This window comes from Herbiconiux sp. VKM Ac-1786 (assembly GCF_015350805.1).
Classification (GTDB): domain Bacteria; phylum Actinomycetota; class Actinomycetes; order Actinomycetales; family Microbacteriaceae; genus Herbiconiux.
In genome coordinates this window covers 1720601-1744970 of record NZ_JADKSG010000001.1, presented here as the reverse complement: position 1 = coordinate 1744970, position 24370 = coordinate 1720601, and the positions used below count along the sequence as shown (strand labels likewise).

The 24370-nt window shown below is 72.7% G+C and carries 21 protein-coding genes; 7 read left to right on the top strand and 14 right to left on the bottom strand.

The window, feature by feature from the left end:
- Positions 1-50: 50 nt before the first annotated feature.
- The gene (locus ITJ64_RS08580) at positions 51-1076 is read right to left on the bottom strand and encodes a ketopantoate reductase family protein (protein ID WP_228507758.1); all 1026 of its coding nucleotides are present in this window, start codon (positions 1074-1076) and stop codon (positions 51-53) included.
- A gap of 132 nt (positions 1077-1208) precedes the next feature.
- On the opposite strand from ITJ64_RS08580, the gene ITJ64_RS08575 reads away from it, so the two are divergent.
- The 3 genes from ITJ64_RS08575 to ITJ64_RS08565 are packed head-to-tail and all read left to right on the top strand — an operon-like array spanning position 1209 to position 7493.
- Positions 1209-3812 (top strand): carboxylate--amine ligase/circularly permuted type 2 ATP-grasp protein, encoded by a 2604-nt coding sequence (locus tag ITJ64_RS08575; protein WP_194680231.1) that lies wholly within the window; start codon positions 1209-1211, stop codon positions 3810-3812.
- Position 3813: 1 nt separating this feature from the next.
- On the top strand, positions 3814-5604 hold the full coding sequence (locus ITJ64_RS08570; RefSeq protein WP_194680230.1) for an N-acetylglutaminylglutamine amidotransferase: 1791 nt from the start codon (positions 3814-3816) through the stop codon (positions 5602-5604).
- Entirely contained in the window at positions 5601-7493 is a 1893-nt protein-coding gene (locus tag ITJ64_RS08565) for a prolyl oligopeptidase family serine peptidase (protein ID WP_194680229.1), read from the top strand. Before ITJ64_RS08570 ends, ITJ64_RS08565 begins: the two co-directional genes overlap by 4 nt.
- Positions 7494-7530: 37 nt before the next feature.
- On the opposite strand, the gene ITJ64_RS08560 is transcribed toward ITJ64_RS08565, so the two are convergent.
- Positions 7531-8718 carry an MFS transporter gene (locus ITJ64_RS08560; protein ID WP_370545101.1) on the bottom strand — a complete coding sequence of 396 codons (1188 nt, stop codon included), beginning with the start codon at positions 8716-8718 and terminating at the stop codon, positions 7531-7533.
- Positions 8719-9107: 389 nt separating this feature from the next.
- On the opposite strand from ITJ64_RS08560, the gene ITJ64_RS08555 reads away from it, so the two are divergent.
- Positions 9108-10100, top strand: a complete 993-nt coding sequence (locus ITJ64_RS08555; protein WP_194680227.1) for a glutathione S-transferase family protein — start codon at positions 9108-9110, stop codon at positions 10098-10100.
- Between the two features lie 48 nt (positions 10101-10148).
- Here the strand turns inward: ITJ64_RS08555 and ITJ64_RS08550 are convergent, their stop codons facing one another.
- The 5 genes from ITJ64_RS08550 to ITJ64_RS08530 all read right to left on the bottom strand — a co-directional run bounded on the left by ITJ64_RS08550 (position 10149) and on the right by ITJ64_RS08530 (position 14121).
- On the bottom strand, positions 10149-11006 hold the full coding sequence (locus ITJ64_RS08550; protein ID WP_194680226.1) for an ABC transporter permease: 858 nt from the start codon (positions 11004-11006) through the stop codon (positions 10149-10151).
- Positions 10993-11985 (bottom strand): ATP-binding cassette domain-containing protein, encoded by a 993-nt coding sequence (locus ITJ64_RS08545; RefSeq protein ID WP_194680225.1) that lies wholly within the window; start codon positions 11983-11985, stop codon positions 10993-10995. Before ITJ64_RS08545 ends, ITJ64_RS08550 begins: the two co-directional genes overlap by 14 nt.
- Entirely contained in the window at positions 11982-13133 is a 1152-nt protein-coding gene (locus ITJ64_RS08540) for an outer membrane lipoprotein carrier protein LolA (protein ID WP_194680224.1), read from the bottom strand. The genes ITJ64_RS08545 and ITJ64_RS08540 overlap by 4 nt, the downstream gene beginning before the upstream one ends.
- 107 nt (positions 13134-13240) lie before the next feature.
- The gene (locus tag ITJ64_RS08535; RefSeq protein ID WP_194680223.1) at positions 13241-13528 is read right to left on the bottom strand and encodes a hypothetical protein; all 288 of its coding nucleotides are present in this window, start codon (positions 13526-13528) and stop codon (positions 13241-13243) included.
- Positions 13529-13551: 23 nt separating this feature from the next.
- The gene (locus tag ITJ64_RS08530; protein ID WP_194680222.1) at positions 13552-14121 is read right to left on the bottom strand and encodes a 2'-5' RNA ligase family protein; all 570 of its coding nucleotides are present in this window, start codon (positions 14119-14121) and stop codon (positions 13552-13554) included.
- 61 nt (positions 14122-14182) lie between these two features.
- On the opposite strand from ITJ64_RS08530, the gene ITJ64_RS08525 reads away from it, so the two are divergent.
- The gene (locus ITJ64_RS08525; RefSeq protein ID WP_194680221.1) at positions 14183-14524 is read left to right on the top strand and encodes a DNA-binding protein; all 342 of its coding nucleotides are present in this window, start codon (positions 14183-14185) and stop codon (positions 14522-14524) included.
- A gap of 2 nt (positions 14525-14526) precedes the next feature.
- On the opposite strand, the gene ITJ64_RS18895 is transcribed toward ITJ64_RS08525, so the two are convergent.
- Positions 14527-14835, bottom strand: coding sequence for a hypothetical protein (locus ITJ64_RS18895; RefSeq protein ID WP_228507756.1), 309 nt, complete (start codon positions 14833-14835; stop codon positions 14527-14529).
- Positions 14836-15073: 238 nt separating this feature from the next.
- Here ITJ64_RS18895 and ITJ64_RS08515 point away from each other — a divergent pair, with 238 nt between their 5' ends.
- Positions 15074-15772, top strand: a complete 699-nt coding sequence (locus ITJ64_RS08515; RefSeq protein ID WP_194680219.1) for a hypothetical protein — start codon at positions 15074-15076, stop codon at positions 15770-15772.
- A 29-nt stretch (positions 15773-15801) separates the two neighbouring features.
- The gene (locus ITJ64_RS08510; RefSeq protein WP_194680218.1) at positions 15802-16320 is read left to right on the top strand and encodes a LysM domain-containing protein; all 519 of its coding nucleotides are present in this window, start codon (positions 15802-15804) and stop codon (positions 16318-16320) included.
- Between the two features lie 12 nt (positions 16321-16332).
- On the opposite strand, the gene ITJ64_RS08505 is transcribed toward ITJ64_RS08510, so the two are convergent.
- The 6 genes from ITJ64_RS08505 to ITJ64_RS08480 are packed head-to-tail and all read right to left on the bottom strand — an operon-like array spanning position 16333 to position 24316.
- Positions 16333-17523, bottom strand: a complete 1191-nt coding sequence (locus tag ITJ64_RS08505; RefSeq protein WP_370545100.1) for an ROK family protein — start codon at positions 17521-17523, stop codon at positions 16333-16335.
- Entirely contained in the window at positions 17520-18866 is a 1347-nt protein-coding gene (locus tag ITJ64_RS08500; RefSeq protein ID WP_194680217.1) for a sugar ABC transporter substrate-binding protein, read from the bottom strand. The genes ITJ64_RS08505 and ITJ64_RS08500 overlap by 4 nt, the downstream gene beginning before the upstream one ends.
- Positions 18867-18904: 38 nt before the next feature.
- Positions 18905-19861: an acetylxylan esterase gene (locus ITJ64_RS08495; protein WP_194680216.1), complete on the bottom strand. Its 957-nt coding sequence runs from the start codon at positions 19859-19861 to the stop codon at positions 18905-18907.
- Positions 19861-22401: a glycoside hydrolase N-terminal domain-containing protein gene (locus ITJ64_RS08490; RefSeq protein ID WP_194680215.1), complete on the bottom strand. Its 2541-nt coding sequence runs from the start codon at positions 22399-22401 to the stop codon at positions 19861-19863. Before ITJ64_RS08490 ends, ITJ64_RS08495 begins: the two co-directional genes overlap by 1 nt.
- Positions 22398-23363 carry a carbohydrate ABC transporter permease gene (locus ITJ64_RS08485; RefSeq protein ID WP_194680214.1) on the bottom strand — a complete coding sequence of 322 codons (966 nt, stop codon included), beginning with the start codon at positions 23361-23363 and terminating at the stop codon, positions 22398-22400. Before ITJ64_RS08485 ends, ITJ64_RS08490 begins: the two co-directional genes overlap by 4 nt.
- On the bottom strand, positions 23363-24316 hold the full coding sequence (locus tag ITJ64_RS08480; RefSeq protein ID WP_194680213.1) for a carbohydrate ABC transporter permease: 954 nt from the start codon (positions 24314-24316) through the stop codon (positions 23363-23365). Before ITJ64_RS08480 ends, ITJ64_RS08485 begins: the two co-directional genes overlap by 1 nt.
- Positions 24317-24370: the final 54 nt, after the last annotated feature.

Genomic DNA, 24370 nt, shown 5'->3' with positions numbered 1-24370 from the left:
GGCCCACGCGCCCGGGCGTCAGGGCGTCACGGCGTCAGGGCGTCACGACCTCAGGCGAGCAGCAGGGCGATGTTCTCCGGCGAGCGCTCCAGCTCGCCCGCCTCGATCCGCCGGGCCAGCTCGACCACGCGCTCGTTCGCCGGAGCGCTGCCGCCCCGCTCGCGCTGCACGTCGACGACGAGGCCGTTGATCTCGTGCACCTCGTTGCGGCGCCCCTTCATCCAGTCCTGCAGCGACGTCGTGCGCGTGGTCGGCGAGGAGAAGCGCCGCAGCACCTGCTCGAACAGCTGCTCGGCGAAGACCTCGGGGTTCGTGAGGTCGGCGTCGGTCATGCCGAAGATCGGCCGCAGGGCGGAGCCGGAGTCGACGGCCGCCCGGGCCGCCTCGGTGCCGCAGCGCAGCATGAACTCGTACATGCCGGGAACCTGGATGGCCTTCGCGAGCTCGAGGTCGAGGATCGCCGAGGGCACCAGCTCGGCCGCGTTGACGATCAGCTTCCCCCACTTGGAGGAGCGGATGTCGTCGGAGATCTCGACCGTTCCGGCGTGCCGCAGCACCTCGGCGACCTCCTGCTCCCGCCCGATCACGGCCGGGTGGATGCCCCCGATCGCGAACCACGCCTCCTCGGGCGGGGTCTCGCGGTTGCAGACGCCCGGCTCCCACATGTTCGACGCCACCTCGATCACGGCCCCGACCGCGCGCTCCGGGCCCATCACGTCGGCGATGTCGTCGACCGACATGCCGTTCTGCAGCCCGACGACCAGGCCGTCCGGCTTCACCAGCGGCTTGATCAGCTCGCAGGCCCAGCGGGTGTCGTAGGCCTTCACGACGATGAAGACGAGGTCGAAGGGCTCCCGCAGGGTGGCGACCTCGAACAGGTCGTAGGCCGTCACCGCCGTGTTCTCGGTGCGGTCGGGCATCTTCACGGTGATGCCGTGCTCGCGCATGGCCGCGACGTGCGCCGGCCACTGCTCGATGAAGGTGACGTCGTGGCCGGCGCGGGTGAGGTCGGCGGCGATCGCCGCGCCGTTGGCGCCGGTGCCGACGAAGGCGATGCGGGGGGTGTCGATCGACATTGATCTGCTCCATTTGTTCAGCTGGACTGCACGTTGTTCAACGCTACTACAGCGTCTCCGTCCCGGAAGGCCCCATGTTTCGATCAGTCGACGATTCGGTCCGCGGGCCGGAGACCCTCGTAGGGTGAGCCCATGGCAGCGGAGTTGACGCTTGGTGCGGAAGAAGAGCTCCACCTCATCGATCTCGAGAGCGGGAAGCTGTCGGCCCGTGCGCCGCAGATCCTGTCGAGGCTGCCGGCCGAGAACTACTCCGCCGAGATCCAGCGCACCACCGTCGAGACGAACACCGACGTGGTCTCGACCCTCGACGGACTGCGTCAGGAGATCCTGCGGCTGCGCCGGGGCGTGATCGAGGCGGCGGCCCCCGACGGCGTCGGCATCGCCTGCGTCGGCACGGCCCCCCGCTCGGAGTTCGCCGACTTCGAGCTGACCACGACCGGACGCTACGGCCGGATGCAGGAGCAGTACCGCCTGCTGGTGGACGAGCAGCTGATCTGCGGAACCCAGATCCACGTCGGGGTGAGCGACCGCGACCTCGCCGTCGACATCGCCCAGCGGGTGTCCCGCGACCTGCCCGTGCTGCTCGCGATCTCGGCGAGCTCCCCGTACTGGAACGGCCTCGACACCGGCTACTCGAGCATCCGCTCGATCATCTGGCAGCGCTGGCCGAGTGCCGGCGCCACCGGTGACCTCGGCTCGGCCGCCGAGTACGACGAACTGCTCGCCGACCTGATCGCCACCGGGGTGATCGCCGACTCGAAGATGGCCTACTTCGAGGTGCGCCCCTCCTCGCACGCCCCGACGCTCGAGCTGCGGGTCTGCGACGCCTGCCCGATCGTCGACGACGCGGTGCTGATCGCCGGGCTCTTCCGCGCCGCCGTGCGCGCCGCCGAGGTCGACATCGAGCAGGGCCGACCCTACCACCCGGTGCCGGCGCCCATCCACCGCGCGGCCATGTGGCAGGCGGCCCGCGGCGGGCTGTCGGGCGACCTGCTCGACGACGGCCCGCATCCGCGCCCCACCGCCGCCGCGCACGCCGTGCGGCACCTCATCCGGCGGCTGCGCCCGCAGCTCGAGGAGCTAGGGGACTACGAGGAGGTCGTCGGCCTCGCCGAGACGCTGCTCGCCCGCGGCAACTCCGCCGACCGGCAGCGCGCGGCCTTCGCCGAGCGCGGCGACATCGACGCCGTGGTGAAGCTCGTGGTCGACGAGACGCACGGCCCGGCCGGGGGCATCCCGCCCGCCGTGCCCGCCCTGCGCACCTACCGCACCCGGGCCGGCGACGAGGCGGTCGGCCCCGGCTCGCGGCCCCGCCCCGCCTACGAGCAGCTGATCGCCTACTTCGAGGGCCTCAGCCCCGAGAAGGTCGACTCGGCCCGCTCGGCGGCCCGCGACTGGACGCGCGAGCACGGTCTCACCTTCCGCGTCGACGGCGAGGAGCGCCCCTTCGAGGTCGACCTCGTGCCCCGCGTGATCAACGCCCACGAGTGGTCCCAGATCACAGCCGGCCTGACCCAGCGCGCCCGGGCCATTGAGGCGTTCCTCCGCGACGTGTACGGCGAGCAGCGCATCGTCGACGACGGCGTCATCCCCCGCGCGGTCATCGAGGGCAGCCCCGGCTGGATGCCCGCGGCCCGCGCCCTCCCGGCCGACGTCACCCGCTCGGCCGTGTTCGGCTTCGACCTCGTGCGCAACGAGTTCGGCGGCTGGCGCGTGCTCGAGGACAACGTGCGGAATCCCAGCGGCGCCGCCTACGCGGTCGCGATCCGGCGGCTGATGGACGAGGTCGCCGACGGGGCTCCCCGCCCCGAGGCCATGCTCGATCCCGAGCGCGTCTTCGGTTCGCTGCGCCGCACGCTGCTCGCCGGCGGTCGCGTCGCCGCCGGTCTCGCGGCCGACTCGCACCGGGTGCCGGCCGCCGCCCTCGTGTCGAGCGGCCCGGCCAGCGGCGCCTGGTTCGAGCACCGGATGCTCGCCGAGACCTCCGGCCTCGCCCTCCTCGAACTGTCCGAGCTCGCGGTGCGCGACGGCCGGGTCGTCGTCGCGGCCGACGGCACCGTGCTCGACGCGCTCTACCTGCGCCTGGACGTCGAGCTGCCCGACGCCGCCGTCGACGGCGAACCGATCGGGGCACGCATCCTGGACGTGGCCGCCGCCGGCCGGGTCTTCCTCGCCAACGCCCCCGGCAACGGCATCGCCGACGACAAGGCGATGTACTGCCACCTGCCCGCTCTGATCGCCTACTACCTCGACGAGCGGCCGCTGCTCGAGCAGGTGCCGACCTACCGCACGAGCGACGAGGCCGAGCGGCGCACCGTGCTCGAACGGGTCGGCGAGCTCGTCACGAAGCCGGTCGACGGGCACGGGGGCGAGGGTGTGCTGATCGGACCCGCGGCCGGTGCCGCCGCGGTGGCCGAGCGGCGGGCCGCGATCGCCGCCGACCCCGAGACCTGGGTGGCGCAGGAGGTCGTGCCGCTGTCGTCGCACCCGACCTTCGCCGACGGCGCCCCGCCGATGCCCGGGGCCGAGGCGGCCGGCGTGCCCGGCGCGGCCCTCGAACCCCGGCACGTCGACCTGCGCGTCTTCGTCTACGCCACCGGTGAGGGCGAGTACGGGCTGGAGGTCGCCGATCTCGCGCTGACCCGGGTGGCCCCGGCCGGCAGCATGGTGGTCAACTCCTCCCGTGGCGGCGGGTCGAAGGACACCTGGATCACCGCGGCACCGGGGAGCGACTGAGATGTGCGGCCTCGCGGGCGAGCTGCGCTTCGACGGCCGGAGCGCCGACCTCGGCGCGGTCGACCGGATGACCGCGTGCCAGGTGCACCGCGGCCCCGACGGCACCGGGCTCTGGTCGAACGGCCGGGTCGCCCTCGGCCACCGTCGGCTCTCCATCATCGACCTCTCGGCCGCCGGCGCGCAGCCGATGGTCGACGCCCCACTCGGCCTCACCGTGGTGTTCAACGGCTGCATCTACAACCACCGGCAGCTGCGCGCCGAGCTCGAGGGCAAGGGCCACCGCTTCTTCTCCACCTCCGACACCGAGGTGATCGGCAAGGCGTATGCCGAGTGGGGCATGCAGTGCGTCGAGCACCTGCTCGGAATGTTCGCCTTCGTCGTCGTCGAGCACGCCTCGGGCCGCGCGATGCTCGCCCGCGATCGCCTCGGCATCAAACCGCTGTACCTCGACGAGCGGCCCGGGCGGCTGCGCTTCGCCTCCACGCTGCCGGCGCTGCTGGAGTCGGGCGACGTCGACAGCTCGATCGACCGCACTGCCCTCGAGCACTACCTCAGCTTCCACTCGGTCGTGCCGGCGCCACGCACGATCCTCGCGGGGGTGACCAAGCTGCCGCCGGCGACGGTGCGGATGATCGAGCCCGACGGCCGCGCATCCGACCACGTCTACTGGCAGCCCGCCTTCGAGCGCGACCCCGACAAGGCCGGCTGGAGCGACGAAGACTGGCAGGAGGCGCTGATCGCGAGCCTCCGCACCGCGGTCGAGCGGCGGATGGTCGCCGACGTGCCCGTGGGCGTGCTGCTCTCGGGCGGCATCGACTCGAGCCTGGTGGTGGCCCTGCTCGCGGAGGCCGGACAGACCGATCTCGCCACCTTCAGCATCGGCTTCGACTCGGCCGGCGGCGAGTCGGGCGACGAGTTCGAGTACTCGAGCCTCGTGGCGCGGCACTTCGGCACCGACCACCACCGCATCTCGATCGACTCCTCGCGCCTGCTGCCCGGCATCGACGGCACGGTCGCGGCGATGAGCGAGCCGATGGTCAGCCACGACTGCGTCGCCTTCTACCTGCTTTCGGAGGACGTCTCGAAGTCGGTCAAGGTGGTGCAGTCGGGGCAGGGCGCCGACGAGGTGCTCGGCGGCTACGACTGGTACCCGCCGCTCGCGGGTGTGCCGCGAGAGGGCGCCGTCGAGGCCTACTCGCGCGTCTTCGTCGACCGGCCCTGGGCCGAGCTGCAGCAGCTGCTCGGCCCGGCCTGGCGCGATGCGACCCGGCCCGACAGCGCCACGGCGTTCCTCGCCGCCGAGTTCGCGCGGCCCGGGGCCGAGACCTCGGTGGACGCCGCCCTCCGCAACGACACGATGACCATGCTGGTCGACGACCCGGTGAAGCGGGTCGACAACATGACCATGGCGTGGGGCCTCGAGGCGCGCGTGCCGTTCCTCGACCACGAGTTCGTCGAGCTGGTGGCGCAGATCCCGCCGGAGCTGAAGCTCTCCGACGGCGGGAAAGGGGTGCTGAAGCGCGCCAGCCGGGGCCTCGTGCCCGACGCGGTGATCGACCGCACCAAGGGCTACTTCCCGGTGCCGGCCATCCGGCAGCTCGAGGGTCCCTACCTCGAGCGCGTGCGGGCGGCGCTGCACGATCCGGCCGCCCGGGAGCGCGGGCTGTTCGACACGGCTAGGGTCGAACGGATGCTCGCCGACCCCAACTCCGACCGCACGACCCTGGGCTCGAACGCCCTGTGGCAGCTCGCGCTGCTCGAGATGTGGCTGCAGGAGCACGGCATCCGATGACGGGGGCGGTTCCCGCCGCCGGCGGATCGAGCGGACCCGGCGGATCCGGCGGCTCGGCCGGCCTCGCGGCGGCCCTTGTGGGCGCGTGGGGCAGCTGGGGCCCGTCCATGACGCCGGACGCGGCCCGGGTCGCGTTCATCAGCGACCGGGGCGGGGCGCCCGAGGTGTGGGTGCAGGACGTGGTGCTCGAGGGGCCGCGAGCGCCGGCCACGCGCATCCGCTTCACCGACGACCCCGTGATCTCGGTCAGCTGGTCGGCCGACAGCGCCTGGCTCGCCTGCGCGGTCGCGACCGACGGCGGCGTGCGCACCCAGGTCTGGGTGGTGCGCCCCGACGGCCGCGACGCCCGGCGCATCTCCGGCCCGCCCGAGCGGCACGTCGAGCTCGGGCCGTGGACGAGGAGCGGCCACCGCGTCGTGCTCACCGTGCCCTCGACCGAGGTGGGTGAACCGACGCGCGCCTACCTCGCCGACCCCTCCACCGGGGAGCTCGACCTGCTCGCGGTGGGCGAGCTGATCCACGTGCTCGACCTCTCGGCCTTCGAGCGGATGCTCGTGGTGCGCGACGGGCGCCGGGGGCACGAGTTCTGCGTGGTGGTCGACCGCGAGACCGACACCGACCACCCCGTTCTGCCGCATCCGGGGCGCGGGGCGACCGACCGGGCGTTCATCCGGCCCTCCCCTCCCGGAGCGGCGGCGCCGGCCGTCGTCTACGCCGCCACCGAGGTGGGGCTGCCCCGGCTGCAGCTCGTGGCCGCACCGGTCGATCCCGATGACTGGTCGCGACCGACCCGCACCCTGGCAGCCCGCGACGACGCCGAGCTCGAGGGGCTCGACGGCGACGACGCCGGACGGCTGCTGCTGCTCGTCTGGAACGTGGCCGGGCGCAGCGAGCTCGAGCTGTTCGACACGCACACGGAGACCTCGGTGCCGGTGCCCGGGCTGCCCGGCGCGGTGGCGACGAGCCCGGTGCTCAGCCGCGACGGCTCGAGCGTGCTGCTCGCCGTCGAGGGCCCGCTGCGACCGCGGGAGCTCTGGCACCTCGACACCGCGACGCTCGCCTGGACGCGGGTGAGCGACGTGCCGGCGCTGCCCGCCGTGCCGCTCGTGCAGCCGAGCCTCGAGCGGTTCCGGTCGCTCGACGGGCTCGAGATCACGGGGTGGCTGTACCGGGCCACCGGGGCCGGCACCGGGGCCGGGGCCGCCTCGCCCGGTCGCGCCATGCTGCACCTGCACGGCGGCCCCGAGTCGCAGGAGCGGCCCACCTTCAGCCCGCAGCACCAGGTGATGGCGGCGGCGGGCATCACCGTCTTCGCCCCGAACGTGCGCGGCTCCTCCGGCTTCGGTCGCGAGTTCGTGCACGCCGACGACGTGCAGAAGCGCCAGGGCGCCTTCGACGACGTGACGGCGGCGGCGCAGCACCTGATCGGCATCGGCGTCGCCTCGGCCGACCGAATCGCCGTCACCGGGCGCTCCTACGGCGGCTACCTCACGCTCGCGGCCCTCGCCTTCACGCCGGGGGTCTTCGCCGCGGGCGTCGACATCTGCGGCATGTCGCACCTGCTCACCTTCTACGCCGAGACCGAGCCGTGGATCGCCGCGGCCGCCGTGACGAAGTACGGGCATCCCGACCACGACAAGAAATTCCTGCGCTCCATCTCGCCGCTCGGGAAGGCCGAGCGCATCGACGTGCCGCTGCTCGTCGTGCACGGCGAGCTCGACACCAACGTGCCGATCGGCGAGGCGCACCGGATCGTGCTGGCCCTGCGCGAGCTGGAGCGGCCCGTCGAGTACCTCGAGCTCGCGGGCGAAGGGCACGAGTACCGACGGGAGTCGTCCCGCCTCGCCCTGATCGAGCGGATGCGCGAGTTCCTGCTGCGCGCGCTCTGACCTCCGGCGGCGACTCGAGAGGCGCCATCCGGTCCCGTCAGGCGATGGATGCCCGTCGGGGCATACGCAGCGCGAACAGAGCCGCCGCCCCCATCAGGATCGCGGCCGAGGCGAAGGCCGCCTCGTAGCCGAAGGCGTCGACGAGCAGCCCGGCGGCCAGCGGTCCGACGATGGCACCGGCATCCGCCACCGCCTGGAAGACCGCGACCGGCTGGCCGCCGCGCGCCCCCGCCGCGTCACCGACGGCCGCCGCCGGAGCGGTGCCCATGAAGGCGGCCGCGACCCCGTAGACCGACAGCAGCACGATCAGCAGCCAGATCGACGACACGAGCGGGATGGCGAGCATCACGAGCGCGCCCACTGCGAAGGCGCCGATGATGGCGGGCTTCCGCCCCACCGTGTCGACGAAGCGGCCCGCCGGGGCGAGCGCCAGCGTCTGCGCCACCGCCGCCACGGCGAAGGCGATGCCCGTGATCGCCGGCTTCTCGTGCAGCACCTCGACGATCAGCACGGGCACGAGCGCGCTGCGCACGCCCATCGCCGACCAGCCCTGCGCGAGGCTCGCGAGCAGCGCCGACTGGTAGCCGCGGTCGCGGAGCACCTCCCGGAAGGGCCGCGGCGGCTCGGGCACCACGTCGGGGTCGTGCGTGCGGCGCTTCAGCAGGGCGAGCCCGACGGCTCCGGCCACCACGAGCGTCCCGGCGTAGAAGAAGAACGGGGCATGCAGCGAGATGCCCGAGAGCAGCCCGCCGACGGCCGGACCGGCCATCCCGCCGATCAGGAACCCGCCCTGGTAGAAGCCGACCGCCCGGCCGCGCACGGCGGGCTCGGTGGTGGCGAGCAGCAGCGTCATCGCGGCCACCGAGAACATGGCCGAGCCGATGCCGCCGGCCCCGCGCAGCAACAGCACGGCGGGGTAGTTGTCGGCGAGCCCCACGAGAGCGCTCGACAGGGCGACGATGCCGATGCCGACCGCCAGCACCACGCGCTCACCCAGCAGGTCGATCAGCTTGCCCACGAACGGGTTCGCCACCAGGCGCATCACGGCGAAGGCGGACACGACGGCCCCGACCTCGAGGTAGCCGACGCCGAAGCTCCGCACGTACACCGGCAGCACGGGCACGACGACGCCGAAGCCGAGCATCACGAAGAAGGCGATGACACCGAGCACCATCACGTCCCGCGGAAGTCGGGCGAGACGGGGACGATCGGAGGTGCGTGTCACTCCAGAAGCGTAATCGCCCCGGAAGGGGAGGTGGTGCGGACAGCGGCATCGGGTCTGCCAGGGTAAGAGCCGTCCACACCACCTCGTCGGCATCCGGGGAGATGCCGGGGACGGCGCCCTGGGTGATGGGGCGGCACGTCCGGTTTCGGGGGTGATGAGCACGTTACCGACGCCCCGACACGATGTCCAGAGACCCCGGATCGGCCCGTCGGACCCCCACGGGCACCTCCCCCCACCCCGGGTTCGTTAGTGCTGACCAGGCCTTTCGGCTTTTCCATTACGCCGTATCGACCTCGGATCCGGCCCTCGAACTGGGCAGTTCTTGATCGAAAACTGAGGCACTCCTGGCGGTCGGTGGCGGCACGGGCCGCGGGGGCTAGGGTTCGAGCATGAGCTACGTTCAGCCCGGGGAGTTCACCCGCGACACCGCCTACATCGAGGATCGGATCACCCGGGACGCACGGGACGGCTGGCCCGTCGAGGCCGGCCGCTACCGCCTCGTCGCCGCCCGCGCCTGCCCGTGGGCGAACCGCACGGTGATCGTGCGCCGCCTGCTCGGCCTCGAGGACGCCATCTCGCTCGGCCTGCCCGGCCCCACCCACGACGAGCGCAGCTGGACCTTCGACCTCGACCCCGACGGCCGCGACCCGGTGCTCGGCATCGAACGCCTGCAGGAGGCGTACTTCGCCCGCTTCCCCGACTACCCCAAGGGCATCACGGTGCCCGCGATCGTCGAGGTGGCGAGCGGGATGGTCGTGACCAACGACTACCCCCGGATCACGCTCGACTTCTCGACCGAGTGGACGGAGTTCCACCGCCCGGGTGCCCCCGAGCTCTACCCCGAGCGCCTACGCGACGAGATCGACGCCCTGAACGCCGAGATCTTCCGCGACGTGAACAACGGCGTCTACCGCGCGGGCTTCGCCGGGTCGCAGAAGGCCTACGAGCGGGCCTACGACGCCCTGTTCGAGCGGCTGGACCTGCTCAGCGACCGGCTGTCGCGCCAGCGCTTCCTCGTCGGCGACACGATCACCGAGGCCGACGTGCGCCTGTTCACCACGCTCGCCCGCTTCGACGCCGTCTACCACGGGCACTTCAAGTGCAACCGGCAGAAGCTCGCCGAGATGCCGGTGCTCTGGGCCTACGCCCGCGACCTCTTCCAGACGCCGGGATTCGGCGACACCATCGACTTCGCGCAGATCAAGGCGCACTACTACGTGGTGCACCGCGACATCAACCCGACGGGCATCATCCCCAAGGGGCCGGATGCACGGGGCTGGCTGACTCCCCACCACCGCGAGGAGCTCGGCGGCCGGCCCTTCGGCGACGGTACGGCCCCGGCCGACCCGCCCGCGGGCGAACGCGTGCCGGCGCTGGCGTAGCGCCCGCGTCCGCGTCCGCGACCGGCGGCGGCCCGGCCGGCCCGGCTCCTAGGAGAGCACGTCCTTCGTGGCGAAGCGGGCGTACGAGAGCGTCCCGAAGATCGCCACGTAGGCCAGCTGCAGCCAGGCGTTGCCGGCGAACGAGCTCCAGTCGATCGGCTGGCGCAGCAGGTCGGCGAAGTCGAGCCAGTGGTAGCTCGGCAGGAACGGGTGCAGCAGCTCGGTCTGCGAGAGCTGGCCGAGCACCTGCGAGAGGATCGCCACGACGACCGTGGCGGCCATGGCGCCGACCGGGGCATCCGTCAGCGTGGAGATGAACAGGCCGATGGCCGCGAGGCCCACGAGGCCGAGAGCCACGTAGACCGAGATGAGCAGGGCGCGCAGCAGCGCCTCGCCCACGTCGACCGTGTTGCCCGAGAGCAGCGTCACCGGGCCGATCGGGAAGAGCACGGCGCCCGCCAGGATGCCGGCGAGCGAGACCGTCAGGGTCGCGGCGAGGCAGAACACCACCGCCGAGGCGAACTTCACGACGAGCAGCCGGATGCGCCCGACCGGCGAGACCAGCAGATAGCGCAGCGTGCCGGTGGAGGCCTCTCCCGCGACCGAGTCTCCGGCGACCACGCCGACCGTCAGCGGCAGGAACAGCGGGATCGAGACCACGAGCGCGGTCATGCCGACGAACAGGCCGTTCTGGCTGATGCGGTCGAGGAACGCCGGGCCGCGGCCGTCGCCGCCGGTCACCCGGATGGCCACGGCGATCAGGATCGGCACGGCCGCCAGGGCGCCGAGCATGGCCTGGGTGCGGCGCCGGCGGAAGAGGACGCCGAGCTCGCTGAGGAAGAAGCCCCAGCCGAGCGCGCGGCGGGGAGAGCGGACGGTCGCCGCGGTGGGGTCACTGGACGACATCGAAGCCCTCCCCGGTGAGGGCGACGAAGCTGTCCTCGAGCGAGGGGCGGTCGACGGCGACCCCGCGCACGCGCACTCCGGCGCCGACGAGCGCCGCCACCACGTGCTCGGGCGGGAGTCCGTCGGGGAACGGGGCCGCGAGGGCGGTGTCGCCGGCAGCCTCGGGGGCGACCTCGGCGGCCTGCGCCTCGGGAGCGGCCGCCGTCGTCACCACGATGCCGAGGGGGGCCAGCGTGCGCACGGCGAGCCGCGCATCCGGAGCCGCCACCGTGAGGTGCAGCGTCGCCTGACCGGCGGCGCGCAGCTCGTCGATGGTGCCCTGCGCCACCAGGCGCCCGCCGCGCATCACGCCGATGTGGGTGCACATCTGCTCGATCTCGGCGAGCAGATGGCTCGAGACGAAGACGGTCGTGCCGGTCGAGGCCAGCGAGCGGATGAGCCCCCGCACCTCGCGGGTGCCCTGCGGGTCGAGGCCGTTGGTGGGCTCGTCGAGCACGATCAGCTGCCGGGGCATCAGCAGAGCGTTCGCGATGCCGAGGCGCTGCTTCATGCCGAGCGAGTAGGCGCGCACCTTCTTGCCGCCGGCCTGGGTGAGGCCGACGCGGTCGAGCGCCTCGGCCACGCGGGTGCGGCGGGTCGCGCGCGGCGCCCAGCCGTCGGCCGCGTCGAGCCGGGCCAGGTTCGCGGCGCCCGAGAGGAAGGGGTAGAAGCCCGGGCCCTCGATCAGCGCGCCCACGTCGGGGAGCACGGTGCCGAGTGTGCCGGGCATCCGCTCGCCGAGCACCGTGATCTCGCCGGCCGTCGCATTCGCCAGCCCGAGCAGCATGCGGATCGTCGTCGTCTTGCCCGAGCCGTTGGGACCGAGGAAGCCGAACACCGCGCCGGCCGGGACGTCGAGATCGACGCCGTCGACCACCGTCTGGCGGCCGAAGCGCTTCGTCAGGCCGCTCGTCTGGATGGCGGCCGGCGCCGCGGTCACTCGGCCGGGCTGGCGGGGGTCGCCGCGGCCGCGCTCTGCAGCGCCTCGGCCGGCACGGCGCCCGCGAACACGCGGCCGTCGTCGGTCAGGAGCACCGACACGAGGGTGGTCTGCAGCAGGCTTCCGCCGTCGACCTTCGTAGTCAGCTGCGAGAACATCGGCGAGGAGGTGAGGTCGGCGGTGTCGGTGCCGATCGGCAGCTCGACGACGCTGGCCCAGCCCTCGCCGGTGACGACGGGCTCCGGATGCGCGGCCGACGCCTCGGGCACGTCACCCTTGGTCGGCAGGGCCTTCTCGGTCACCGTGGTGCCCTCGGGGGCGGTGAAGTCGAACAGCTCGGCCGACGGGATGTCGAGGGAGAGGTCGGAGAAGCCGATCTCGAAGGCCGGGCTGGACTCGCCGCGGGCCAGCACCTCGACCTGCAGCGGCATGCCGGTCTCGGAGTCGACCGCGATCGAGACCGAGCCGACGAGGGTGGCGTCGGTGCGCGGGGTGAGCACGAGGTCGTAGGCGTCGCGGCCGGCGACCGTGGTGTCGGCGCCGAGCGAGACGTCGGTGGAGGGGTCGACCGCGGCGAGGAAGCGCTGGGCGATGTCGGCGGGGGTGGGGACGGCGCCGGGGGTGGCCTCGCCGGAGCTGGCGTCGGCGCTCGCGTCGCCGCGCGCCGGCAGCGTCGTGTGCACGGCCGAGTCGTCGCTGGAGTCGTAGAGCCAGACGTCGTCGCCGTTCTTCACGACGTCGCGCTCGGCCAGCTGGTCGAGCACCTGCACGCGCAGCTTGTCGGAGCCGTCGGCGTAGACGCGGGCCTCGTGGCTGCCGGTGAGGAGCTCGAGGGCGGACTCGGGCGAGAGGCCCTGATCGGCGGCGGTGCCGCTGCCGTCGCTGCTGCTGCCGGACCCGCCGCTGCCGCTGCCCGCGCCTGCGCCGCCGAAGCCCGACAGGTCGGGGAGACCGAGGTCGGAGCTCTGCTCGACCGTTCCCGAGAACGTCTGCACGTCGGCCTGAGCCGCCAGCTCGAGCACCTGCTCTGGCGTCTTCTCGGGCAGGTCGGCCGACGCGGAGGTGGCGAGCACCCCACCCGCGACGACCACGGCGACGACGGCAGGGGCCGCGATCGCGACCGCCCAGCGCTTCTGGTTACGAGCCATCTGGCATCACTTCTTCCGACGAACCGACGGCCGTTTGCTGCGCAGCCGCTCCGGTTGCAGCAACGGTACGCCGCGGAACCGAGAGTTGGCTCCGATTCGCGAAGGTCTCAGGCGCTGTCGCCGGCGTCGTCGCCGAGGTCGGCGGCCAGCTCGTCGGCGCTCAGACGCTCGCCCGGTTCGGGGCGGCGGAACGGGGTCGACTCGGCGTGCATCCGCTGCTCACCGGCCGCGCGGTCGGCGTCGGGATCGTCGACCGCCGCCACCGCCGCCTCGTCGTCGACGTCGGACGCGGTGTCGTCCTGCGGGTCGCCCGCGAGATCGCGCTCGCGCAGGGCCTCGTCGGCCTCGGCGTCGCGCGGGTCACCGACGGGCAGGAAGGGCTCAGAAGTCGACATGACCGGATGCTCGCACCCTCCGGTTACGAACGGGTGAACTCGCCGGCGTCGAACGCCGCGCCGCCCGTCGTGCGGAGCGGGGTGACCGTGGCGGTGTCGGCGTTCCAGTGGCGAAGGCCGACGATCTCGCCCGCGATGTCGCCGCCGAGCAGCGCCAGGGCCGCGGGCACCTGCTCGAGCCGGATGCGGCGGGCGAGCGTGACGTGCGGCGTCCACTCCCCGGGTCGCGTGTGCGGAGCATCCTCGCCCCCGCCTGATGCGAGCGTCTCGTGCACCGCCGCGTGCAGCGCCACCAGCCCAGCGGTCGGCAGCACCGACCGCACGAGCACCCGCCGCTCCCCCGCCCCGAACAGCATCGGCGCCCCGAGCATTACCGGCAGCGGCAGCGCCCGGGCCACCGCCGCGGGCAGCGCGAACGGCCCGAACCCGCCCTCGGCGGGCCGCACCGCGAACGTCAGGTGCGGCGCGTTGCTCGCCGAGGTGTGCCCCGCGAGGCTCGACATCCCGGCACCGGCGAGCGCCTCCCACTCGCCCCGCACGGCCGCCTCGACGCCCGCCCCGAACACCGCCTCCACGCTCACGACCGCCGCCATCCGCCCACCGTATCCCGCATCAAGTCGCACCGTGGTGTACCTTTTATGTTACGCTCACACCATGACCGAGCAGTTCTGGTCCGACCTTCGGTCCGACCTCGAAGACCCCGAATACGCGCGGGCCTACGCGGCGGAATCCGCCCGCATCGCCACCATCGACGCGATCGTGAACGCCCTCAACGACGCCGCGGCGACCGAGGGGCTCTCGAAGGCGGGGCTCGCGCGCGCGACGGGCATGTCGGCAGCCGCCGTGCGTCGCCTGCTCTCGGCGCCGAACGTCAACCCGACCATCGGCACCGTGGCCGAGCTCGCCGGCGCCCTGGGACTTCGCCTGACCCTCGAACCATTGACGGCCGCGGAGCGCGAATCCATCACGGTACCGATGCGCACCCCTGCGGCCTAGCGCTACACGCAGCTCCTCGGGTTGCGGCGCAGGTATTCACGCCCGAGGGCCCTCACCCGCTCGTAGTCCGCGTCGGAGAGCGTCGTCCGGAACGCCTTGCGTCGCGCATCGACGATGACGAGTCGCGCTCCGGCAGAGTCCCCAGCCGGCGAGATCCCTTCCAGGTCGAGCAGGCAGAACACGCGGAAGTGCTCTCGCCCGGGCCCGTCGACCCGCACCTCGAACCAGCCCGACATCGCCCCGTGCATCGCCTGCCAGTAGCCGCCGCCGGAGAATCGCGATGGCGGTGCGGCGGCAACCGCGACGAGCACCGCGGCGACCTTCGCCCTCACTCCGACCGGCCATCCCGCCATCTGCTCGCGGGCCGGAATCGACTCCGCCGGATCGTCGTCACGGTGACGTCGGAAGTACGCGATCGCGTGCGGATCGCCGGCCGACGGGCGCGTTCGCGCCGGTGCGGGATCGATGGAGTCCCGACCCCTCGAGCGATACGACATATCCTCACCTTACTCGGCGCGAGGAGGGGGCGGGGGGCCTTATTGTCGGAGGATGGTTACGATCGTCATCCCGTGGAGGCCGCAGCCCTCCCGCCTCGCCGCGTTCGACGCGGTGGTCGCCTGGTACCGCGAGGAGCTCGGCGACGTGCCGGTGCTGATCGTCGATTCCGAGGACGAGGTGTTCAACCTGGCGCGCTGCCGCAACCTGGGCGTGGGGCGGCTGGCCGACCCCGACGAGGTCGTCGTGATCGGCGACGCCGACACCATCCCCGAGGGCGGAGCGCTGCGCGAGGCGATCGCCGCGGCCGCCACCTCGGGGCGGGTGCACCTCCCGTACACCGAGTACCGCTGGCTCGGCGCGGCCGGCACGGCGCAGCACGCCGCCGGCGTGCCGCTCGCCGAGTGCGACCACGAGGTCGTGCGCGGCGCGTGCTCGGGCGTCTACGTCACCACGCCCGCCACCTGGGCGAGCCACGGCGGCCAGGACGAGCGGTTCCGCGGCTGGGGCTTCGAGGATGCGGCCTGGCACGTCGCCCACGAGACCCTGCTCGGCGAACCGCCGCGCCGGCACGAGGGCCGCGTCTTCGCGCTGCACCACGTGGCCGAGCTCCGCGAGGGCCCGAACTACGAGGCCAACGCGGCGCTGATGGCCCGTTACCGCGCGGCTGCCACCCTCCCGGCCGAGATGCGCCGCCTCCTCAGCGTCGACCCGCACCTGCCGACCCGCTCGCAGGCGCAACCCGTCGAGTAGCGCGGCGGTCGGGTCGGTAGCATTCGGGGATGACTCGCCTACTTCCTGCGGCAGGCGCCGTGCTGTGCGTCGTCCTCCTGTCGGGATGCACGCTGCTGTCGCCGCAGGCGGCGCCGGTGACGGTCACGGCCACGGTCGTCACGACGGCGACCGCCACGCCGACCCCCTCCCCGCAGCCGACGGAAGAGCCTGCGCCGGTTCCCGAGGTTCCGACGACGCCCCCGGAACCGCTGCCGCCGACCCGGCCCAACGATGCCGGCGGCCAGACCGACGGAGGCAACACCCCGAACACCCCCTGGGTGGAGGACACGGGCCCCGCGCCCTACGCGGACGGACCGGCCGAGCAGGTCAACGACTACGAGTACCGCTACACCGTGACGGACAACGACACCGTCCTCGCGATCGCCTCGCGGTTCCAGCTGCAGACGGCCGACGTCGTCCGCGTCAACTTCCCCTGCACCGACCCGCTCGCGGTGCAGCCGGGCGACGTCCTCGACATCCGCTGGCCGCTCGACACCGAGGTGCTCGGCAGCGGCCCGGGCTGCTGAGCACCCGCCCCGTCAGAACTCCTGGCGGACCGCCGCGCGGATGAGGGAGGCCGCCGCCCCGCGGGCCCAGTCCTCGAAGGTGTGCGCCCGTGTGACGAGTACGCAGTCGGCCGCCGCCCCGAAGGCGTGGGCCGCGAAGGTCGTGCGGATGGTGCGCTCGTAGAGCTCGAACTCCTGCATGCCCTCGCCCGCCACGAGCACCGTGTCCGGCCCGGTGAGGTTCGCCACGATGGCGAGCGCGGCGCCGATGGCGGTGCCCGCGCGATCGAAGGCGGCCACGGCGCCTGGCACGCCCTCCCGCGCCAGGCCGGCGGCCTCGGCGAGGGTGAGCAGCGGAGCATCCGTCGCCGCCCGCACCGCCCGCAGCACGGCCCCCGACGAGGCCACCGCCTCGACGCAGCCCCGCCGCCCGCAGACGCAGACCGCGTCGAGCGACGCGAGCGGCAGGTGCCCGAGCTCGCCGGCCACGCCGTGCGCCCCCGACACCACGTCGTCGTTGAGGTAGAGCCCGCAGCCGATGCCCGAGCCGATGGTCACGACCGCGAACGAGCCCGAGTCGCGGCCCACGCCGAACCAGTGCTCGGCGATGGTGAGCGCGCGCACGTCGTTGTCGACCCGCACCGGCACCCCGAGCCGGGCGGCGAGCGGATGCGCGAGCGGCACGCCCCGCCAGCCGAGGAGCGGTGAGTCCCGCACGATCCCGGTCGCGGTGTCGACGTCGCCCGACACGGCGACGCCGAGCCCGATCAGCCGGGAGGCCCGGTCGCCGAGCAGCAGCCCGAGCTCCTCGGCGACCGAGGCGACCGCCCCGATGACGGCGGCGGGCGACGTCGAGGCGAGCGGGCGCCGCACCACGTGCAGGATGCCCGCCGTCATCCCCGTGGCCACCCCGATCACCTCGTCGGGGTTGACCTTGACCCCCAGCACGAGCCGCGCCGAGGGCACGACCCGCAGGGGGTGCACCGGGCGGCCAGGCGCCGCCCCGGCCGGCACGGTGCCGGCCAGGGGGCGGTCGACGGCGACGATGCCGTCCAGGAGCAGGGGCGCCACCGTCTTGGTGACGGCCGCCTGCGAGAGGCCGGTCTGCCGGCCGACGTCGATCCGGCCGATCGGACCGTGGGTGAGGATGCGCGTGAAGATGTCGACCGAGGCCGGCGTCCTCAGCGTCAGCCGCGCATCCTCACCCGTGCCGGTGGCGATCACCCGGCCAGGATCTCTTTCGAGGTCGCCGCCATCTCGGGGAAGACGTCGTCGTCGCGCTCGTGCGTGAAGAACGCCTCCATCAGCGGCTGGATCGTCGTGCCCATCTCGGAGCCGTTGGCCGAGGGGTAGGCCGGGTAGATCCAGCCGTTCTTCGCCGCGTCGACGAAGACGCCGAGGTCGACGCCCTTGCTCAGCTGGTCGGCCGCGACCGCGTCCATGGCGCCGGGGATCGACGGGAAGAACGAGCCGCTCTGCAGCGCCGCCTTGGTCTGGCAGTCCTCGGAGCCCATGTAGGAGATCCACTTCCAGGCGTTGTCCTTGTTCTTCGAGCCCGCCCAGATCTCGTTGCCGTTGGAGTTCGACATCATCGAGCGGGTGGTGCCGTCGGGGCCGAGCACGGTCGGCGCGATGCCGACCTCGAGGCCCGGCAGCTGGGCGAAGGTGCTGGCCGACCACGATCCGCCCGAGGACATGGCCACCTTGCCCGAGCCGAGCTGCTCGGTGTCGCCGATCGTGAACTCGCCGAGCTTCGGCGCGATGCCGCGGTCGGAGAGGCCGCGCACCCAGTCCATCGTCTTGATGAACTCGGGGTCGTCGTAGCGGAACTGCGTGGCCCAGGCGGCCGGGTCGCCGATCTTCCAGCCCGTGGTCGAGATGAACGGGTTCCAGGTGGTCTGGCCGATGTAGTCCTCGGTGCCGAGGTTGCCGACGCCGTAGGTGGCGACCTTGGTCTTGTCGAAGCCGGGCTCGTCGCCGCGCACGCCGTTCTCGTCGATCGTCAGGTGGGTGGCGATCTGGTCGAAGGTGCCGCCGTCGTCGGGATTCCAGGTCATCGAGGCGATGTCGTCGGCGGTGTAGCCGGCCTGGGTGACCATGTCCTCGTTGAAGTAGATGGCGCTGGCTGCCCAGTCCAGCGGCAGGGCGTACTGCTTGCCGTCGGTGTACTTCCAGTTCTCGACGCCCACGTTGAACACGCCCAGGTCGTAGTCGCTCTTCGAGATGTAGTCGTCGAGCGGCTCGAGCTGCCCCTGCTTGGCGTAGGCGTCGAAGAACTGCACGCTGTTCTGGAAGGCGTCGGGCGCGTTGCCCGCCACGAAGCCGGCGGTGAGCTTGGTGAAGTAGTCATCGACGCCGTACTGCGAGATGTTCACGGTGACGCCGGGGTTCTCCTCCTCGAAGCCGGCCAGGCACTCCTTGTACGACACGGCCTGCTTCTCGTCCCAGGTCCACCAGTTCACGGTGCCGCCGGCGGAGTCTCCCCCGCCTCCTCCCGCGGAGCAGGCGGCGAGCGGTGCGGCCAGGGCCAGCACGGCCAGGGCGGGGATCAGTCTTCTCGTTCTCATGGTTCCTCTTCGATCATGATGTGCAGGGCGGTGAGGTGTCAGGCGCGGCCGACGGTCTCGGCGAGCACCCGGAGGGCACCCGCGAGGTCGTGCGACCCGCCTGCGTCGTGGCCGTTGAACGGCCAGGTGACGATGTGACGTTCGGCGGCCCACGCGTTGTGGACCGCGAACACGGTGGAGGGCGGGGTGATGTCGTCCATCAGCCCGGCCGAGAACCAGGCCGGCACCCGGGCACGGGTGGCGAGGTTGACGGTGTCGAAATAGGCGAGCGTCTGCAGCACCGGCGCCTCGAGGTGGCGGGCCCGGGTGAGCAGGTCGGCGATCTCGCGGTAGGGGTAGCGGTCGGTGGCGCCGACGGCCCGGGGCAGGTCGGCGAGGAAGGGGGCCTGGGCGAGCACGGCCCGCACGCCCTCCGACAGCACGCTCGCCGCGATCGCGATGCCGCCGCCCTGGCTGTTGCCGGCGACGGCGACCCGGTCGGGGTCGACCTCGTCGAGCCCGCGCACGGCGTCGACCGCCCGCGCCGCGTCGGTGAAGACACGACGGTAGTAGTAGGAGTGCGGGTCGGTGATGCCGCGGGTCAGGAAGCCCGAGGGCGCGATCGGCTCGAAGCCGGGGTCGACCGTACCGCCGTCGCCCTGTCCGCGGGTGTCCATCACGAGGTGGGCGTAGCCGGCGGTCGCGAACAGCAGGTCGTCGATCGGGGCGCCGCGCCCGGCTCCGTAGCCGGTGAAGTGCACGACGGCGGGCAGCGGGCGGTCGCGCATCCTGGGCAGTCGCAGCCACGCGCGCACGGGGTCGCCGCCGAAGCCGGGGAAGGTCAGGTCGAACACGTCGACCCCCACGAGGCCGGTGTCGACGGGGGTGCGGATGACCGTTCCGCCCGTGTCCCGGGCAGAGGCGATCGTGCCCGCCCAGAACTCGTCGAAGTCCTCGGGCACGGTCTGGCTGCTGCGGTACTCCCGCAGCACCTCGAGCGGGGCGTCGACGAGCATCAGCGCACTCCCGCCCCGGTCGGCACGAGCGCGGAGAGGTCGAGCACGGTCGCGTGGCTCTCCAGCGGCACGCGCATCCGCCGGCCCCGCAGCTCGACGTCGACGACGCGCGGGGAGGCCTCGGCCAGGCGCCGCACGACCACCTCGACCGGCTGACCGTGCGCCCAGCGGAGGTCGACCGTGAGGGCGCCGGGCAGCCGCCCGCCGAGCAGCTCGCCGTCGGCCCACGCCTCGGGCAGGGCGGGCAGCAGCTGCACCGCTCCCTCGGCCGTGCCGAGCACCAGCTCGCGCACGGCGGCCGCGAAGCCGAAGTTCCCGTCGAGCTGCACGGGCGGATGCGTCGAGAACAGGTTCGGCAGCAGCCCGCCCCACTCCGAGCCGTCGACGGGCGCGAGCCGCTGGTGGTCGCGCTCGAACGGGGCGCTCGCCTCGCGCAGCAGCTCGCGGGCGGTCTCGCCGTCGCCGAGGCGGGCGCGCAGGGCGATCTTCCAGGCCCACGACCAGCCCATCGCGCCGGGGCCGCGCCGGTCGAGGGTCGCCAGGGCGGCCTCGGCCAGCTCGGGTGTGGTGGCCGGGTCGATCAGGCCGAGCGGGTAGACCGCGATCATCTGCGACATGTGCCGGTGGTCGGGGTCGACCTCGACGAGGTCGGCGCCCCACTCGCGCAGCCGGCCGTCCGCGGTGGCCGCGAACCCCACGAGCCGGGGCAGCGCGGCGGCGATCTCGGCGAGCACCGGATGCTCGAGCCCCAGCACCCCGGCCGCCTCCGTCACGCGTCCGAACAGGGCCCGGATCAGGGCGATGTCCATGGTGGAGGACTGCGCGAGCGACTCGGCGTGGCCGTCGGGCCCGCGGAAGAGGTTCTCGGGCGAGGTCGACGGCATGGTGCGGAGCCCGCGGTTGCCGTCCCCGGCGCCGTCGGCGCCGTCAGCGGTCCGGGCGTCCTCGACCAGCCAGTCCAGCGCGAACTCGGCCGCGCCGACGAGCACCGGCCACGCCCGCTCGCGCAGGAACCGCTCGTCGAGCGAGTAGCGCCAGTGCTGCCAGAGGTGGTCGGTGAGCCAGAGCCCGCCCATCATCCAGATTGCCCAGGAGGGGTTGCCATGTCCGGCGCCGACCGGCAGCGAGTATCCCCACGGATCGGTGTTGTGGTGGGCGACCCAGCCGCGGGTGCCGTAGAGCCGGCGCGCGGTCTCGGCCCCGGTCACCGAGAGCCGCTCGACCAGGTCGAGCAGGGGCCGGTGGCACACGCCGAGTCCGCTCGACTCGGCGGCCCAGTAGTTCATCTCGGTGTTGATGTTGATGGTGTAGTTCGACGACCACGGCGGGCGCAGCTGGTCGTTCCAGATGCCCTGCAGGTTCGCCGGCGGCGAGCCCGGGCGCGAGGCCGCGACCAGCAGGTAGCGCCCGAACTGCGTGAGCACGGTCGCCGTGAGGGCGTCGTCGCCGCCGCGCAGCACGTCGCGGCCGACGTCGAACAGCCCGGCGCGCCGGGCGCCGATGCGCAGTGTCGAGGCGCCGAGCAGCGGCCGCACGTCGTCGAGGTGCTCGGCGAGCAGCTCGGCCGGGGCGGTCGCGGCGGCCCGCTCGGCGAGCCGCAGCGTGTCGGCGATCAGCGCCGGGCGCGCGGCGGCGGTGAGGTCGGAGCCGTCGCCCTGCCACCAGCGACGGCCGGTGCTGTCGGTGGCGATCGCGACGAGCGCCCGGCGCACGCCGGTGAGACGGATGCCCGTTCCGTCCGCCGTGGCGACCCCGTCGCTCCGCACCGCCACCGCGATCGCGGCGTAGGGGTCGTAGGCGGCGGCACCGGCGTGCCGCTCGTCGCGGTAGACCAGCGGTTCGGCGACCAGCTCCTCGTGCAGCGGGGCGCCGTCGATCGGCAGCCGGACGCCCAGGGCGAGCGACGCCGAACCCGAGTCCGCACCCGCGATCGTGCGCTCCAGCCGAAGCGGCGTCGAGAGCTCGAGCACCACGTCGCTCGGCTCGTCGTAGGCGAGGTGCACGAGCACGCAGGCCGCGGGGGCGGACGCCCAGACGGTGCGGGTGGTGCGCGATCCGTCGACGCCGGCCCGCTCGCGCACGATGGCGTCGTCGAGGTCGAGCTCGCGGGCGTAGGGGCGAGCGGCGTGGGCAGCGCCGGCGGCGCCCGAACCCGCGGCCCGCGCATCCGTCGGCTCGGTCACGACGAGGTCGCCGAGCGGCAGGAACTCCTGGCTCCACGGCCCCTCGAACGAGTAGAGCAGCCGCTCGGCCTCGCGGTAGTCGCCGCGGTCGATGGCGGCGCGCACCTCGGCCAGCCGCTCGGGACCGGCACCGCCCGCGACCAGCTCGTCGAGGGCCGTCGACCCGGCCGACGGCGTGCCCGACCAGACCGAGGAGTCGTTCAGCTGCAGCCGGGTGCCCGAGCGCCCGCCGAAGACCATGGCGCCGGTGCGGCCGTTGCCCACCGGAGCGGCCTCGACCCACTCGGCGGCGGGTTCGGTGAAGCCGAGGCGCAGCGCGTCGGCGCGCGGGCGCTCGTGCAGCGAGAGCTCGGTCATTTCAGCCCCGTGAATCCGATGGAGTTGACGATGCGCTTGCCGAAGACGAGGAAGAGCAGCAGCATCGGCAGCGCGGCGACGAGGGTGGCCGCCATCAGCCCGGCCCAGTCGGGCGAGGCCTGCGGCGACGACTGCTTGAACACGGCGAGCGCCAGCGTCAGCGGCCGCACCGAGTCGTCGCTCGTGACGAGCAGGGGCCAGAAGTAGTCGTTCCAGGCCGTGATGAAGCCGAGGATCGACAGCGTGATGATCGGCCCCGAGGTCATCGGCAGCGTGATCCGGAACAGCACCCGCAGGCGCCCCGCGCCGTCGATCAGCGCCGCCTCCTCGACCTCCTCGCTGAGGCCCAGCATGAACTGGCGCAGGAAGAAGATGTTGAAGGCCGAGAACAGGGCCGTCGGCAGGATCATCCCCGCGAAGGTGTTGAGCAGCCCCAGGTCCTTCACCAGCACGAAGTTCGGCAGCAGGGTCAGGATGCCCGGCACCATCAGTGCCGCGAGGAAGATCGAGAACATCAGATCCCGCCCCTTCCACCGCAGCCGCGCGAAGGCGTACGCCGCGATGGTGGAGAAGAACACGATCGCCACGGTCTGCACGGTCGCGTAGATCACCGAGTTCAGCAGGAAGTGCAGGATCTCGATCGAGGCGCCCGAGCCGCCCTCGGCGAGCGACTGCTCCTGGCTGGCGATGCCGAGCACCCGGGCGAAGGCGCCCCAGGTGAAGTCGACGGGCAGCAGCGATCCCGGGTCGCGGATGAGCGAGTAGTTGTTCGAGAAGGCGGTGCGGAGCATCCAGTAGAAGGGGAACACCGTGACGACCAGCACGATCACGATGTACAGCCAGGCCACGGCCCGGCCCGGTGAGAACCGGGAGATCGTGCGGCCGCGCGGCGTCTTCGGCCGCTCGGGCGTGGTGAGCACCTCGGTGGTCACGCGGGGGGTGGGCTTCAGGATGGTGGTCATCAGTTGGTGTCCGATTCGCTCGCCCGCATGAGCCGCATCTGCAGGAAGGTGATGATGATGAGCATCGCGAAGAGCGCGAGCGACATCGTGGCGCCGTAGCCGAAGTCGAACTGCCCGAAGGCCTTGTCGTAGATGTACATCTGCAGCACGTTCGAGGCGTTGGCGGGCCCGCCCTTGGTGGTGACCGCGACGATGTCGAACACCTGGAACGAGCCGATCACGGTGAGCACGAGCACCATGGCGAGGATGGGGCGGAGGAGCGGGAGCGTCAGGCGGCGGAACATCTGCACCTCGTTCGCCCCGTCGATGCGGCCGGCCTCGTAGATGGTGGGCGGGATGGTCTGCAGCCCGGCGAAGATGATGATCGCGTTGTAGCCCATCGACTTCCAGACGCTGATCATCGCGATCGAGGGGATGGCCCAGGCCCGCGACCCGAGGAACAGGATCGGCTCGCCGGTGAGCTGCTCGATCAGCATGTTCACGACGCCGAGCTGGGAGTCGAGCATCCACGACCAGGTGGTCGCGGCGACGACGCCCGAGATCAGGAACGGCAGGATGATGATGCCGCGCACGACCGTGTTCGAGGTGAGCCGGTGCAGCACCACGGCGGTGACGAGCGAGATCGTCATGCCGAACACCACGCTGAGCAGCACGAAGTAGACCGTGACGCCGAGCGACGACCAGAACACCTGGTCGCCGAACAGCCGCACGAAGTTGTCGAAGCCGGTGAAGGTCGGCGGCGTCAGCACCTTGAAGTCGGTGAAGCTCAGGTAGATGCCGCGGAGCGTCGGGTAGAGGAAGAACACCACGAAACCCACGAGCGCCGGGGCGATCAGCACCCAGGCGAGCCGCCCGTCGTGCCGGTGCGCCGGGGAGTGCGAATTGATCGCCCCCCGGCCCCGGATGCGGGTGCTCTTCGCGGCGCGGGTGCCGCGAGACGCTGTAATCGCCATTGATCTCGCCCATCTGGTAGGTCTTGCACGAGTTGCGCAGTCAGCATAAGTAGC